Annotated in this window: 15 protein-coding genes and 1 other RNA gene; 8 read left to right on the forward strand and 8 right to left on the reverse strand. The window is 58.7% G+C overall.

Features of this window, described 5'->3' with window-relative positions:
- Positions 1-15 precede the first annotated feature (15 nt).
- From J3P77_RS21205 to J3P77_RS21220, 4 genes are all read left to right on the forward strand, one after another.
- Complete coding sequence (locus J3P77_RS21205; protein ID WP_434678527.1) at positions 16-225, forward strand: TIGR02449 family protein; 210 nt, start codon at positions 16-18, stop codon at positions 223-225.
- The gene (locus tag J3P77_RS21210) at positions 222-551 is read left to right on the forward strand and encodes a cell division protein ZapA (protein WP_434678528.1); all 330 of its coding nucleotides are present in this window, start codon (positions 222-224) and stop codon (positions 549-551) included. The genes J3P77_RS21205 and J3P77_RS21210 overlap by 4 nt, the downstream gene beginning before the upstream one ends.
- 30 nt (positions 552-581) lie before the next feature.
- Positions 582-759, forward strand: a non-coding RNA gene (ssrS, locus tag J3P77_RS21215) — 6S RNA.
- A gap of 91 nt (positions 760-850) precedes the next feature.
- The gene (locus tag J3P77_RS21220) at positions 851-1,453 is read left to right on the forward strand and encodes a 5-formyltetrahydrofolate cyclo-ligase (protein WP_434678529.1); all 603 of its coding nucleotides are present in this window, start codon (positions 851-853) and stop codon (positions 1,451-1,453) included.
- Between the two features lie 41 nt (positions 1,454-1,494).
- Here the strand turns inward: J3P77_RS21220 and J3P77_RS21225 are convergent, their stop codons facing one another.
- Positions 1,495-1,647 (reverse strand): hypothetical protein, encoded by a 153-nt coding sequence (locus tag J3P77_RS21225; protein WP_434678530.1) that lies wholly within the window; start codon positions 1,645-1,647, stop codon positions 1,495-1,497.
- Between the two features lie 192 nt (positions 1,648-1,839).
- Between J3P77_RS21225 and J3P77_RS21230 the strand changes: the two genes are divergently transcribed.
- A complete protein-coding gene (locus tag J3P77_RS21230; protein WP_434678531.1) occupies positions 1,840-2,289 on the forward strand; it encodes an EVE domain-containing protein in 450 nt (149 codons plus the stop codon).
- A 7-nt stretch (positions 2,290-2,296) separates the two neighbouring features.
- Here J3P77_RS21230 and J3P77_RS21235 read toward each other — a convergent pair whose 3' ends face one another.
- Positions 2,297-2,704, reverse strand: a complete 408-nt coding sequence (locus J3P77_RS21235) for a flagellar basal body-associated protein FliL (RefSeq protein WP_434678532.1) — start codon at positions 2,702-2,704, stop codon at positions 2,297-2,299.
- A 133-nt stretch (positions 2,705-2,837) separates the two neighbouring features.
- Between J3P77_RS21235 and J3P77_RS21240 the strand changes: the two genes are divergently transcribed.
- A complete protein-coding gene (locus J3P77_RS21240) occupies positions 2,838-3,824 on the forward strand; it encodes an NADPH:quinone oxidoreductase family protein (protein ID WP_434678533.1) in 987 nt (328 codons plus the stop codon).
- A gap of 207 nt (positions 3,825-4,031) precedes the next feature.
- Here the strand turns inward: J3P77_RS21240 and J3P77_RS21245 are convergent, their stop codons facing one another.
- Positions 4,032-4,676, reverse strand: coding sequence for an energy transducer TonB (locus J3P77_RS21245; RefSeq protein WP_434678535.1), 645 nt, complete (start codon positions 4,674-4,676; stop codon positions 4,032-4,034).
- A 443-nt stretch (positions 4,677-5,119) separates the two neighbouring features.
- On the opposite strand from J3P77_RS21245, the gene glpT reads away from it, so the two are divergent.
- Positions 5,120-6,469, forward strand: coding sequence for a glycerol-3-phosphate transporter (gene glpT / locus J3P77_RS21250; RefSeq protein ID WP_434678536.1), 1,350 nt, complete (start codon positions 5,120-5,122; stop codon positions 6,467-6,469).
- A gap of 1 nt (position 6,470) precedes the next feature.
- On the opposite strand, the gene J3P77_RS21255 is transcribed toward glpT, so the two are convergent.
- From J3P77_RS21255 to trxA, 5 genes are all read right to left on the reverse strand, one after another.
- Entirely contained in the window at positions 6,471-7,139 is a 669-nt protein-coding gene (locus J3P77_RS21255) for a gamma-glutamylcyclotransferase (RefSeq protein WP_434678538.1), read from the reverse strand.
- A gap of 177 nt (positions 7,140-7,316) precedes the next feature.
- A complete protein-coding gene (locus J3P77_RS21260) occupies positions 7,317-8,285 on the reverse strand; it encodes a CDP-6-deoxy-delta-3,4-glucoseen reductase (protein ID WP_434678539.1) in 969 nt (322 codons plus the stop codon).
- Positions 8,285-9,751, reverse strand: coding sequence for a 4-hydroxy-3-polyprenylbenzoate decarboxylase (ubiD, locus tag J3P77_RS21265; protein ID WP_434678541.1), 1,467 nt, complete (start codon positions 9,749-9,751; stop codon positions 8,285-8,287). The genes J3P77_RS21260 and ubiD overlap by 1 nt, the downstream gene beginning before the upstream one ends.
- Positions 9,752-9,879: 128 nt before the next feature.
- On the reverse strand, positions 9,880-11,139 hold the full coding sequence (gene rho, locus J3P77_RS21270; protein ID WP_434678543.1) for a transcription termination factor Rho: 1,260 nt from the start codon (positions 11,137-11,139) through the stop codon (positions 9,880-9,882).
- A 229-nt stretch (positions 11,140-11,368) separates the two neighbouring features.
- Positions 11,369-11,698, reverse strand: a complete 330-nt coding sequence (gene trxA / locus J3P77_RS21275; protein WP_125829741.1) for a thioredoxin TrxA — start codon at positions 11,696-11,698, stop codon at positions 11,369-11,371.
- A gap of 351 nt (positions 11,699-12,049) precedes the next feature.
- Between trxA and J3P77_RS21280 the strand changes: the two genes are divergently transcribed.
- Positions 12,050-12,835, forward strand: a complete 786-nt coding sequence (locus J3P77_RS21280; RefSeq protein WP_434678544.1) for a transporter substrate-binding domain-containing protein — start codon at positions 12,050-12,052, stop codon at positions 12,833-12,835.
- The last annotated feature ends 12 nt before the right edge of the window (positions 12,836-12,847 follow it).

Raw genomic sequence — 12,847 nt, forward strand, 5'->3', positions numbered from 1 at the left:
ATTCAGTGGAAAACAATGGAAGACACCGATCTGCAAGCACTGATGAGCCGGCTGGAGTTGCTGTTGAAGCATGTCGAGCAACTTAAAAGCCAAAACGCACTCCTATTAGCTCAGGAAAAATCCTGGCGCGAGGAACGCGCCCACCTCATTGAAAAGAACGAAATCGCCCGGCAAAAGGTCGAGACCATGATTTCGCGCCTTAAAGCCCTGGAGCAAGACTCATGAGCAACGGCAACAGCGTCACCGTTCAAATCCTCGACAAGGAATATTCCATCATCTGCCCTCAGGAAGAGCGCACCAATCTGGTCAGTGCAGCCCGCTACCTCGACGGCAAAATGCGTGAAATCCGCAGCAGCGGCAAAGTCATAGGCGCTGATCGCATCGCCGTCATGGCGGCTTTGAACATCACCCACGATCTGCTGCACAAGCAGACCGTGCCGGATGTGCAGACCAGCGGCTCGACCCGCGAGCAGGTCCGCGACCTGCTGGAAAAAGTCGATCTGGTGCTGGCAACCGATACCCCCGGCACACCGGATTCAACCCGGGGCTGATTATTTCCGGGCATTTCGGTATACTTGCGTCGCTCCCTGGAGTGCTTGCCAGTCGGTCATGTCCCTGAGCCGATACGCACAACCACGGGGGTTGCACGTGGGGTTGGTGTGCATGTCCGCTCGACGGAAAGCCTGAAAACCTCCTGTAATCTCCACCTTGAACTTTCGGGTTCAAGGGCTAAACCGACAGCGGTTCGTCGGGGAGTCCATATTCAATGCATTGCCAGCGTTCATGCCTGGCAATGACGATCCAGCTCCGGTTCTCTGCCTCATGGATCAGCCTGCATGACCTTCCAATCATGACAAGCGCTCCTGCGCTTACCCGCGCACAACTTCGTCGCCAGCTGCGCCATGCACGTCGCGCACTGAGCGGCAGCGAGCAACGCGCCGCTGCCCGCGGCTTGTTTCGCCAGGTGGTACAACACCCGATTTTTCGTCGTGCCCGGCATGTCTCGCTCTATCTACCGATGGACGGCGAAATCGATCCGCGCTTGCTGCTGCGTGCCGCCCAGCGACGCGGCAAAGCGACCTACCTTCCTGTACTCAATGCCTGGCCGCGGACCCGTATGGTGTTCCAGCGGGTGCGCCCCGGCGAGAAATTCAGACCGAACCGTTTCCGTATCCCGGAGCCGCGAATCAACCGCGCCCGGCAACGCAAGATCTGGGCGCTGGATCTGGTCCTGATGCCGTTGGTCGGGTTTGACGATGAAGGCGGAAGGCTGGGGATGGGCGGTGGTTTCTACGACCGAAGCCTGGCTTATCGAGCACGCAGAAAAATCTGGAAAAAACCGGTATTGCTGGGTCTGGCCCATGAATGCCAGAAGGTCGAGCGACTGGCTCAAGCCAGTTGGGATGTGCCGCTGACGGGCACGGTGTCGGAAAAGCGCTGGTATCTGTCCTGACGCAGACGTGATCGTGCCGAAACACGATCACCGCCGAGTGATCAGTGTCGACCGGGCACTTTTTGCTGCTGCTGTACGATCTCTACCGGCGCATCAGTCTTGTTAGCCCACAAGCTCTGCGCATAGCCGGTCGTGACGACGCCAAGGCCAAACAGAATAACCAGAATCCACAGTAAATCCGGCTTGCGTTTCATTGATTGCCCTCCTTCGGCAAATCAATACGATGTCAGCATCGGTTCGTTCGGGCCGTGCAGCAGCGTGATGCTTAAAATGGCGGCATTTTGCGATAACGTGAACCAGTACGCAAATATTGGCGCCAACCAACCGTCGGTTTGTCATCAAAGCCTCGACAAACCGGTTTTTTTATACTTTCCGGAGACGTAAAGATGGCCTATTGGCTAATGAAGTCAGAGCCTGACGAGTTCTCGATCAGCGATCTGCAACGCCTGGGCGACGCACGCTGGGACGGCGTTCGCAACTATCAGGCGCGCAACTTCCTGCGCGAGATGGCCGTAGGCGATGAGTTCTTTTTCTACCATTCCAGTTGCCCGGAGCCCGGTATCGCAGGCATCGGGAAAATCAGCCGTGCAGCCTATCCAGACCCCACCGCGCTCGACCCGGAAAGTCACTACCATGACCCCAAAGCCAACGCCGACAAGAATCCGTGGAGCGCCATCGATGTAGCGTTCGTGGACAACTTCGGCGACGTCCTGAGCCTGGGCTACCTGAAGCAGCAAGCCGCGCTGGAGCAGCTGCCTCTGGTACAGAAAGGCAGCCGGCTCTCAGTCATGCCAGTGACCGCCGAACAATGGTCGGCGATCCTGGCGTTACGCTGATCGGGCGTTACTGGACGATGAAGTTGTTGAACAGCAGATCCTCGACGACCGGCTTGCCTTCCTCAGTATTCATGACCTGCTGAACCTGCTTGAGCGCTTCCTGACGAATCTTTTCCTTCGCCTCGGCGCTGCTCATGGTTTCGACGGTCTGCTGAGTGAAGAGCGCCACCAGTTGGTTACGAATCAACGGATCATTGCGCTTCACCGCCGCTTCGGCGTCAGCACCGGTGACGCGCAGCGCGATGTCGGCCTTGTAGACACGCAGTTTAGGGCCGCCGTCCAGCGCGTAGTTGCCCACGAACGGAGGTGTCAGCGAGACATAGGCCACTTTCGGTGGACCTTCTTCCTTCGCTTCTTCAGCGAGCGCCACGGTGGGCAGTGACAAGGCCAACAACATCAGAATCCACGCTTTCACAGTCCACTCCTTCAAATACATGTGCCACCCACAGCTTAGCGCTTATGAGCATTCATCAGGCGGGGTCATGCTGATTGACCCGCATACCTACATATCCGACTTTATCGGCCATCAATGGAAAAGGAATAGTCCGATGAAAGCCGTGCTTTGCAAAGCGTTCGGTCCCGCCAGCAGCCTGGTGCTCGAAGAGATCGCCAGCCCTGTCATCAAAGCCAATGAAGTTCTGCTCGACGTCCACGCCGCCGGGGTCAACTTTCCGGACACCCTGATCATTGAAGGCAAGTACCAGTTCAAACCGCCCTTCCCATTTTCCCCCGGAGGTGAAGCGGCGGGCGTCGTCGCAGCAGTGGGCGAGAAGGTAAAAGCCTTCAAACCCGGCGACCGGGTCATGGCCCTGACCGGCTGGGGTGCTTTCGCCAAGCAGGTCGCCGTACCAGGCTACAACCTGCTGCCGGTCCCGCCGAGCATGGATTTCAATACAGCCGCCGCGTTCAGCATGACCTACGGCACTGCCATGCATGCCCTCAAGCAGCGCGGTCACTTGAACGCAGGCGAAACCCTGCTGGTGCTTGGCGCTTCCGGTGGCGTCGGTCTGGCCGCCGTGGAAATCGGCAAGGCGCTCGGCGCCCGGGTCATCGCCGCCGCCAGCTCCGCCGACAAACTTGAAGTGGCCCGTAACGCAGGCGCGGACGAATTCATCAACTACACCGAGACCAGCCTCAAGGATGAAATCAAACGTCTCACCAACGGCAACGGTGCCGACGTTATCTTCGACCCGGTAGGCGGCGACCTTTTCGATCAGGCCGTACGCGCCATCGCCTGGAATGGCCGCCTCTTGGTAATCGGCTTCGCCAGTGGCCGCATCCCGGACTTTCCGGTCAACCTCGCCCTGCTCAAAGGCGCGGCGGTAGTCGGCGTCTTCTGGGGCGCATTTGCCCAACGCCAGCCGGAAGACAATGCGGCCAACTTTGCACAGTTGTTTACATGGTTTGAAGAGGGGTTGATCAAGCCATTGGTGTCGAAGGTTTATCCACTTGAGCGGGCGGCGGAAGCGATTGAATCATTAGCCACGAGGAAGGCGGTGGGGAAAGTGGTAGTGACAACGGGTTTGGCGGAGTAAGCCGTTACTCCAGGCAGATTTTTCAACGAGCCCAACAAGCCAGTCTTCCTTTCGCGGACAAGCGGTGCGCCGCCCAGTCCGCTCCAATACCGCATTTCATCTGTAGGGGCGGACTCGTTCGCGAGGACGTCAGGCCCACTCGACTGCTCCCAGCCTTGCGGGCATATCTGAGTGACGTCCCGCATGCACCGTGGAGTACGCTTATCGCTACAGGTGCTGCCTCACATTAAGCGGGAGAAAGTCCACGTATTTCCGCATTGGGTGTTTTTTGCACTGCTCGACAACATATGGCGTTGCCTTGATGAATTCGCTGACCAAGGCATCACGCTCCGCGAGCGAAAGAAATTGAGAAATCACAGGGTTGCTGCTCAAAAAGTGTTCTGTTTCATGCAGGATTTTCAGCTCGCTATCCGCCCGTTTTCCAACCCATGCATCCCGACTCCGCTGTACCTGCGTATTGAGCTGGTGGCAGCGTACTGACTTGAGTTCGAGATTGTTGGCCAGACCCAAGCCTGTTTCTGGCTTGCCCGTGTAAGAGACGGTCACTTTCACCGCCTCGCCTTCCGGACTGGAAGCCGGCGGCGTCCAGGGTTCGAATTGCCACTGTTCGACCGACTTTTTGGTTGCCTCAATGAATCGCGGATCGGTCGCGCTCACGACTTCGAGGAAGCGTACATTGCCGTCCGCCTGGATGAAAATTCGCACCGTTACACTGGCCTTCGCGGGTATGCCGCGTAGCTCTCTGGGATAGTCCTCCATTGGCATGGAGCGCGGCACCGGATAACTGTCGGCCGCGTGCAGGGTACTCGGAAGCCAGAGTCCGATGAGCAAGGAAATCAGCAGTCTGCTCATTCAGACATCCTCCGGTGGTTCAACCGCACCAACCATCAATGCTTTGATTCCTGTCGGCAGAAAACCGCCGTAACGCCGCTCCGGATGTCGTTCGCAACTTTCGATTATGCTCGGCATCGCCTGCTCCCTTGTACTTGGCCACGATGGTAAGGAGCGTGCGCCGCATCCATAAGGTGATGAGGTCCTGCTGATGCGTAGGACCAATCGCAAAGTTCATGCACAAAATGAACGGCGCTGGAATAGTGATAACGGACGTGGCGAGCAAGGATTGCTCAGACCACTACCAAGGAGACGGGCGATCGCTCTGAAGGTGTACTTCGCTCACAAAACAACACTGGTAATTCACATTCCTACGAAAATCCGACCGAAAGCCGCTGCTTTTTTCTGTAACGAAAATGTAATATTCGCTTCCGCACACCAAAACAATAATTCGGAGCGTCAACATGTTTGCGTTTTTCCGTCCCGCCAAGCATCAGGCACCCCTGCCTGAAGAAAAAGTCGACAGCACCTACCGCCGCCTGCGCTGGCAAATCTTCGCCGGTATCTTCATCGGGTACGCCGGTTACTACCTGCTGCGCAAGAACTTCTCGCTGGCGATGCCTTACCTGATCGAAGAAGGCTATACCCGCGGTCAGCTGGGCGTGGCGATGTCGGCGATTGCGATTGCGTACGGGCTTTCGAAATTTCTGATGGGCCTGGTGTCGGACCGATCCAACCCGCGTTACTTCCTGCCCTTCGGCTTGCTGGTATCTGCCGGCGTGATGTTCATCTTTGGTTTCGCGCCCTGGGCGACGTCCAGCGTGACGATCATGTTCGTGCTGCTGTTCATCAATGGCTGGGCACAAGGCATGGGCTGGCCGCCAAGCGGGCGGACCATGGTGCACTGGTGGTCGCAGAAGGAGCGCGGCGGTGTGGTGTCGGTGTGGAACGTGGCGCACAACGTTGGTGGCGGCCTGATCGGCCCGCTGTTCCTGCTGGGCATGGGCTTGTTCAACGACTGGCATGCGGCGTTCTATGTTCCGGCAGCGGTAGCGCTGTTGGTTGCGGTATTCGCCTTCGCGACCATGCGTGACACGCCTCAGTCCGTAGGTCTGCCGCCTATCGAGCACTACAAGAACGATTACCCGGAAGGCTACGATGCGAGCCACGAAGAAGAATTCAGCGCCAAGGAAATCTTCGTCAAGTACGTGCTGCGCAACAAGCTGCTGTGGTACATCGCCATGGCCAACGTGTTCGTCTACCTGTTGCGCTACGGCGTGCTGGACTGGGCACCGACCTACCTGAAAGAAGCCAAGCATTTCACCGTCGACAAGACCTCGTGGGCTTACTTCCTGTACGAGTGGGCCGGTATTCCGGGCACGCTGCTGTGCGGCTGGATGTCCGACAAGATCTTCAAGGGTAATCGCGGCCTGACCGGCATGGTGTTCATGTTCCTGGTGACCATCGCCACCCTGGTGTACTGGCTGAACCCGGAAGGCAATCCAACCGTGGACATGATCGCACTGGTCTCCATCGGCTTCCTGATCTACGGGCCGGTCATGCTGATCGGTCTACAGGCACTGGAGCTGGCGCCCAAGAAAGCGGCCGGCACGGCGGCGGGCTTCACCGGCCTGTTCGGCTACCTTGGCGGCTCGGTCGCGGCCAGCGCCGCGATGGGTTATACGGTTGACCACTTTGGCTGGGATGGTGGTTTCGTACTGCTGATCGGCGCATGTGTGCTGGCGATGGCGTTCCTGGCCCCAACGCTGGGCCACAAGCAGGTTGCCAGCAGTGCCCGCGCCGTGAAAGCCTGATTCAGGCGCTCACCAGACAGCAACGTTTGAGCCGCGCCTCCAGATTCAGATCTGGCATGGCGTGGCTGCGCAAAGCGTTGGCGGTCTGCTCCACGTAATCAAGCGTGGTGCCGTACCGCCCGCATGCGCTGGCCAGCACCTGGGTCAGCACGCTGTCAGGCAGATTGCCCGCATAGCTGGGCAAATGCCGCTCCAGAACGAAGCCCAGAGCCTGCACTTTTCTTCCGTCAGCCAGCCGGCAGCTCAGCCAATGTGGGCGATAAGAGGGATACGGCATTTCGCGTTGCCAGAGTGCGAGCAGCGACTGCTCAAGGTCCTCGTCAGGAAGGCGATAAGCGAATCCCGTGCATGAGCCTCCACGATCCAGACCGAACACCAGGCCCGGAGCCTCCGGCGTGCCGCGATGCTCGTGTGACCACAGGTACAGGCCGCGATGATAACCATGGACCCGACCACGCTGACGCTCCACCGCCGTGCATTCGGGACGCCAGATCAGAGAGCCATAGGCGAACAACCAGACCGGCCCGCCCTTGTGCTGCTGCAAGGTGGCGTTCATTGACGCCAGCAGCTGCTCACGGGTCAGCTGCGGACCAAGATCGATGACCGGCGGATAGGTCAGACCCAAGCCGTCATGTATGGCCACCGCCAGCTCATTGATGGGACTTTCCATTTGCCTCCCTGACAGCATGGCTGTCAGAAGTTGCCGACCGGCCGCCAGTCCATGGCGAAAGGTCATGTTGCGATCAGTTTCGGATATACAGAAGTGTCCGACGAGCTTTTGGCGTCCCCGGACGGGTCAAGCGGATAAAGCAATTTGCAAACCAGCCTGAAGGCCGTCAGTCAGCTCTCAAGGACGCGGCGCGTAGGCGAAAACGTCTGCGCGCATCTGATGGGCGTCCATCCCGGCCTCGACCAACGCATCAAGGGTGCCGTAAATCATTGCGGGCGAGCCACTGGCGTAGACGTGTGCGCCAGACAGGTCCTTGATATCCTCGCAAACGGCTTCGTGCAGCAGACCGCAGCGCCCTTCCCAACCGCAAAGGTCACTGACGACCTTGTGCAGGAACAGATTGGGCAGCTTCGCCCATTCATCCCAGTGGCTGATCTCGTAGAAGTCGTCGGGCCGCCGCACTCCCCAATACAAGTGCACGGGATGGCTGAAGCCCCTGGCGCGGCAATGTTCGATAAGGCTGTGCATCTGCGCCATGCCAGTGCCCGCCGCAATCAGGATCAACGGGCCATCGGGCAGCTCGGCCAGATGCGTATCGCCGAACGGCAGCTCGACGCGCGCCATGCGGTTGCGTTGCAGTTGTTCAAGCAGGGATCGTGCGCTGTCTTCGCGCACCAGAACGTGCAGTTCCAGATCTCGTCCGCTGTGCGGCGCCGACGCCAGGGAAAACGCCGACTTCTCGCCACTTTCACGTTCAATCATCAGGTATTGACCTGCGTGATAGCGCGGCGCCTTGCCAGCCGGAGCGCGCAGGCCCACACGCCAGACGTCGCCGCCGACTTCAACGCACTCGCTCAATTGGCAGGCAAAGCTGCGTACCGGCAGTTCACCGATCGCCAGCACGCCATCCCACAACAAAATGCAGTCCTGCAGCGGCTCGGCCAGGCAGGTATAGATCTCGCCGTGGTCATGCTCCTGACCCGACTGCACAACCCGACCCTCTACCAGCAAAGCCGAGCAAACGTGGCAGTTGCCATTGCGACAGCTTTGCGGGCACTCATAGCCCAGACGCTGAGCGGCATCGAGAATCCGCTCACCCGGCAAGGTTTCCAGTACCGCTCCCGAAGGCTGCAAGGTTATGCGCATCAATCTATTCCCAGCTCGTTCCAGATCTCGTCGACCCGACGTGTCGTGGCTTCATCCTTGACGATAGCCCGGCCCCACTCGCGAGTGGTTTCGCCCGGCCATTTATGCGTCGCATCCAGCCCCATCTTGGAGCCGAGCCCGGACACCGGTGACGCGAAGTCCAGATAGTCGATTGGCGTGTTGTCGATCATCACGGTATCGCGCTTGGGGTCCATGCGCGTGGTGATGGCCCAGATCACGTCGTTCCAGTCGCGAGCATTGATGTCGTCGTCAGTAACTATCACGAACTTGGTGTACATGAACTGCCGCAGGAACGACCACACGCCGAGCATTACGCGTTTGGCATGGCCCGGATACTGTTTCTTTATAGTCACCACCGCCATCCGGTAGGAGCAGCCTTCGGGCGGAAGATAGAAGTCGACGATTTCCGGAAACTGCTTTTGCAGGATCGGCACGAACACTTCGTTCAGAGCCACGCCCAGAATCGCCGGCTCATCCGGCGGCCGGCCGGTGTAGGTGCTGTGGTAGATCGGCTTGATCCGGTGAGTGATGCGCTCCACGGTAAACACCGGGAAGCTGTCGACCTCGTTGTAGTAACCGGTGTGGTCGCCATACGGGCCTTCGTCGGCCATCTCGCCCGGATGAATCACGCCTTCCAGCACGATTTCCGCACTGCCCGGCACTTGCAGGTCGTTGCCACGGCACTTGATCAGTTCGGTACGCGAGCCACGCAGCAGACCGGCAAAGGCGTACTCGGAGAGGCTGTCCGGCACCGGCGTAACGGCGCCCAGGATAGTAGCCGGATCGGCGCCCAACGCCACTGCTACCGGAAACGGCTGGCCGGGATGCTTGGCGCACCACTCCTTGAAATCCAGCGCGCCACCGCGATGGCTGAGCCAGCGCATGATGACTTTGTTGCGACCGATGACCTGCTGACGATAGATCCCCAGGTTCTGGCGTTCTTTGTTCGGGCCACGGGTTACCGTCAGGCCCCATGTGATCAGCGGCGCAACGTCGCCCGGCCAACAGGTCTGGACGGGAAGCATGCTCAGATCGACGTCATCACCTTCGATGACGATCTCCTGGCAAGGCGCGTCCTTGACCACCTTTGGAGCCATCGAAATGACTTTCCTGAAGATCGGCAGCTTGGACCAGGCATCCTTGAGCCCCTTCGGCGGCTCGGGCTCTTTGAGAAAGGCCAGCAGCTTGCCGATTTCCCGCAGCTCGCTGACCGACTCAGCGCCCATGCCCATTGCTACACGCTCAGGCGTGCCGAACAGGTTGCCCAGCACCGGGATGTCAAAGCCGACCGGCTTCTCGAACAGCAGGGCCGGGCCCTTGGCACGCAAGGTGCGGTCGCAGATTTCAGTCATTTCCAGCACGGGGGAAATCGGCATCTGAATGCGCTTCAACTCTCCGCGCTGCTCAAGCTGCTGCACGAAATCCCTTAGATCATTGAATTTCATTAACCCGGCCACTTACTCAAATAGACGCACATCGTACCTGCTCCAGCCCGTCAAGACAGCTAATGACCTGCACGGGAGCAAAAAAAATGGCGCTCCGAAGAGCGCCACTTTTTGAATCGACCTGTCTGTTACTTGCGTTTCATGGACAGGAAGAATTCGTCGTTGGTCTTGGTCTGCTTGAGCTTGTCGACCAGGAACTCGATGGCGGCGACTTCGTCCATCGGGTGCAGCAGCTTGCGCAGAATCCACATACGTTGCAGTTCGTCGTCGGCCGTCAGCAACTCTTCGCGGCGAGTGCCGGAGCGGTTGATGTTGATGGCCGGGAACACGCGCTTCTCCGCGATCTTGCGATCCAGCGGCAGCTCCATGTTGCCAGTACCCTTGAACTCTTCGTAGATGACTTCATCCATCTTCGAGCCGGTCTCAACCAGCGCGGTAGCGATGATGGTCAGCGAGCCGCCTTCTTCGATGTTGCGCGCCGCGCCAAAGAAACGCTTCGGCTTCTCAAGGGCGTGCGCATCGACACCACCGGTCAGTACCTTGCCGGAGCTAGGGATGACGGTGTTGTAGGCACGAGCGAGACGGGTGATGGAGTCGAGCAGGATGACGACGTCTTTTTTGTGCTCGACCAGGCGCTTGGCCTTCTCGATCACCATTTCGGCAACCTGTACGTGACGGGTCGGCGGCTCGTCGAACGTGGAAGCGACCACTTCGCCGCGCACGGTACGCTGCATTTCGGTCACTTCTTCCGGGCGCTCGTCGATCAGCAGAACGATCAGGTGCACTTCCGGGTTGTTACGCGTGATGTTCGAAGCGATGTTCTGCAGCATGATGGTCTTGCCCGCCTTCGGCGGCGCAACGATCAGACCACGCTGACCTTTACCGATTGGCGCACACAGATCGATCACGCGACCGGTCAGGTCTTCGGTGGAACCGTTACCGGCTTCCATCTTCATGCGAACGGTCGGGAACAATGGCGTCAGGTTTTCAAACAGAATCTTGTTCTTGGCGTTTTCCGGACGATCGAAGTTGATCGTGTCGACCTTCAGCAGAGCAAAGTAACGCTCGCCTTCTTTCGGCGGGCGGATCTTGCCAACGATGGTGTCGCCGGTACGCAGGTTGAAGCGGCGGATCTGGCTGGGCGAGACGTAAATGTCGTCCGGGCCTGCCAGGTAGGAAGCGTCCGCGGAGCGCAGGAAGCCGAAGCCGTCCTGGAGGATCTCCAGCACGCCATCACCGGAAATTTCCTCGCCACCTTTAGAGTGCTTTTTGAGCAGGGAGAAAATCACATCCTGCTTGCGCGAACGGGCCATATTTTCTATGCCCATCTGTTCGGCCATTTCGAGCAGATCGGTAATCGGCTTTTGCTTGAGTTCAGTCAGGTTCATATAGGAATGACGTAATCATGTATGGAGGGGGAATTAAGCTTTTGGCTTAATGAGGCCGCGCCGCAGAGAAGGCGACAGGATCGCGTACTAAATCGAAAGGAGAGCGTCGGCGACGGCTAGCAGGGGGCAACGGAGAAACCGTTGCGGGGCCGAATGTACCACCTGATTTTCGAGGCGTCCAGTATGAACCCCGAAAAAAACCCCGCTATTAGCGGGGCCTTTAAACACTTCAGATATTAGCGTCGAGGAATGCCGCCAGCTGAGACTTCGACAAGGCCCCTACCTTGGTGGCTTCGACGTTGCCGTTCTTGAACAGCATCAGGGTCGGGATACCACGCACGCCATGCTTGGCTGGAGTTTCCTGGTTTTCATCGATGTTCAGTTTGGCAACAGTCAGTTTGCCTTCGTAGGTGCTGGCGATTTCATCCAGAACCGGGGCAATCATCTTACACGGGCCACACCACTCAGCCCAGTAGTCAACCAGCACAGGACCGTCGGCTTTGAGTACGTCGGCTTCAAAGCTGGCGTCGGTGACGTGTTTGATCTTATCGCTACTCATGAAAGTCTCCGAGAGTCATAGGCTAAAAACGACGCCCATCATAGCCGCCTCCAGAACATTCAGGAAGCGGATGATCATTGAGTATCCCTATGAAGGCCCATGATTGAGCTTATAGCCCATTCCCGAATCGAGGGCGATACCGACGCAATTCCGACGCATGGTCACCCGGCAACAGCCGCGCCCAAGCATGGGGCGGGCAATAACAGCGCGCGCTAAAGCAGGGCGTCGCACCAGCCAGCAGAGCACTACAAAAGCCCGCCGCGTGCCCCAAGGCTGCGGCCTGGCTTGCCCATGGCATGGGCTGTGCACTGGCGTCCTCGTCCCTATCTTTCGTTCAGTTCGGAGATTCCAATGACCAAGCGTTCCAACGCACTGCTCGCTGCCCTGTTTGCCAGCCTGATGCTGAGCCATGCCACGGCTCAGGCCAACGGCCTGGAAGATGTCGTGACGCGAGGCACCTTGAAAGTCGCCGTGCCGCAAGACTTCCCGCCCTTCGGCTCGGTCGGCCCGGACATGAAGCCGCGTGGTCTGGACATTGACACCGCCCAACTGCTGGCCGACAGGCTGAAGGTCAAGCTGGAGCTGACGCCAGTCAACAGCACCAACCGCATCCCGTTCCTCACCACCGGCAAGGTCGATCTGGTGATTTCCAGCCTGGGCAAGAACCCTGATCGCGAGAAGGTCATTGATTTCTCACGTGCCTATGCACCTTTCTACCTGGCTGTATTTGGCCCGCCTGAAGCGCAAATCAAGGACATCGCGGATCTGAACGGCAAGACCATCAGCGTCACGCGCGGCGCCATTGAAGATATCGAGCTGAGCGCGGTTGCTCCCAAAGGCGCCACGATCAAGCGCTTCGAGGACAACAATTCGACCATCGCTGCCTACCTGGCCGGCCAGACCGACCTGATCGCCAGCGGCAACGTGGTCATGGTGGCGATCAGCGAGCGCAATCCCAAACGCATTCCGGCACTGAAAGTGAAACTCAAGGACTCACCGGTTTACGTTGGTGTGAACAAGGGCCAGCCGGAGCTGCTGAGCAAGGTCAACGACATCCTGAACGCCGCCAAGGCCGACGGCTCGCTGGAGAAAGCCGCCGTGACCTGGCTCAAGCAGCCGCTGCCGGCCGATCTTTGACTGCCGATTACT

Source organism: Pseudomonas sp. R1-18 (assembly GCF_051132095.1).
GTDB lineage: Bacteria > Pseudomonadota > Gammaproteobacteria > Pseudomonadales > Pseudomonadaceae > Aquipseudomonas.

Excerpts from the sequence above, each read along its gene's own strand:
- J3P77_RS21205 (WP_434678527.1), top strand. The coding sequence starts at position 16 with ATGGAAGACACCGATCTGCAAGCACTGATGAGCCGGCTGGAGTTGCTG.
- J3P77_RS21210 (WP_434678528.1), top strand. The coding sequence starts at position 222 with ATGAGCAACGGCAACAGCGTCACCGTTCAAATCCTCGACAAGGAATAT.
- J3P77_RS21220 (WP_434678529.1), top strand. The coding sequence starts at position 851 with ATGACAAGCGCTCCTGCGCTTACCCGCGCACAACTTCGTCGCCAGCTG.
- J3P77_RS21225 (WP_434678530.1), bottom strand. The coding sequence starts at position 1,647 with ATGAAACGCAAGCCGGATTTACTGTGGATTCTGGTTATTCTGTTTGGC.
- J3P77_RS21230 (WP_434678531.1), top strand. The coding sequence starts at position 1,840 with ATGGCCTATTGGCTAATGAAGTCAGAGCCTGACGAGTTCTCGATCAGC.
- J3P77_RS21240 (WP_434678533.1), top strand. The coding sequence starts at position 2,838 with ATGAAAGCCGTGCTTTGCAAAGCGTTCGGTCCCGCCAGCAGCCTGGTG.
- J3P77_RS21245 (WP_434678535.1), bottom strand. The coding sequence starts at position 4,676 with ATGAGCAGACTGCTGATTTCCTTGCTCATCGGACTCTGGCTTCCGAGT.
- glpT (WP_434678536.1), top strand. The coding sequence starts at position 5,120 with ATGTTTGCGTTTTTCCGTCCCGCCAAGCATCAGGCACCCCTGCCTGAA.
- J3P77_RS21255 (WP_434678538.1), bottom strand. The coding sequence starts at position 7,139 with ATGGAAAGTCCCATCAATGAGCTGGCGGTGGCCATACATGACGGCTTG.
- J3P77_RS21260 (WP_434678539.1), bottom strand. The coding sequence starts at position 8,285 with ATGCGCATAACCTTGCAGCCTTCGGGAGCGGTACTGGAAACCTTGCCG.
- ubiD (WP_434678541.1), bottom strand. The coding sequence starts at position 9,751 with ATGAAATTCAATGATCTAAGGGATTTCGTGCAGCAGCTTGAGCAGCGC.
- rho (WP_434678543.1), bottom strand. The coding sequence starts at position 11,139 with ATGAACCTGACTGAACTCAAGCAAAAGCCGATTACCGATCTGCTCGAA.
- trxA (WP_125829741.1), bottom strand. The coding sequence starts at position 11,698 with ATGAGTAGCGATAAGATCAAACACGTCACCGACGCCAGCTTTGAAGCC.
- J3P77_RS21280 (WP_434678544.1), top strand. The coding sequence starts at position 12,050 with ATGACCAAGCGTTCCAACGCACTGCTCGCTGCCCTGTTTGCCAGCCTG.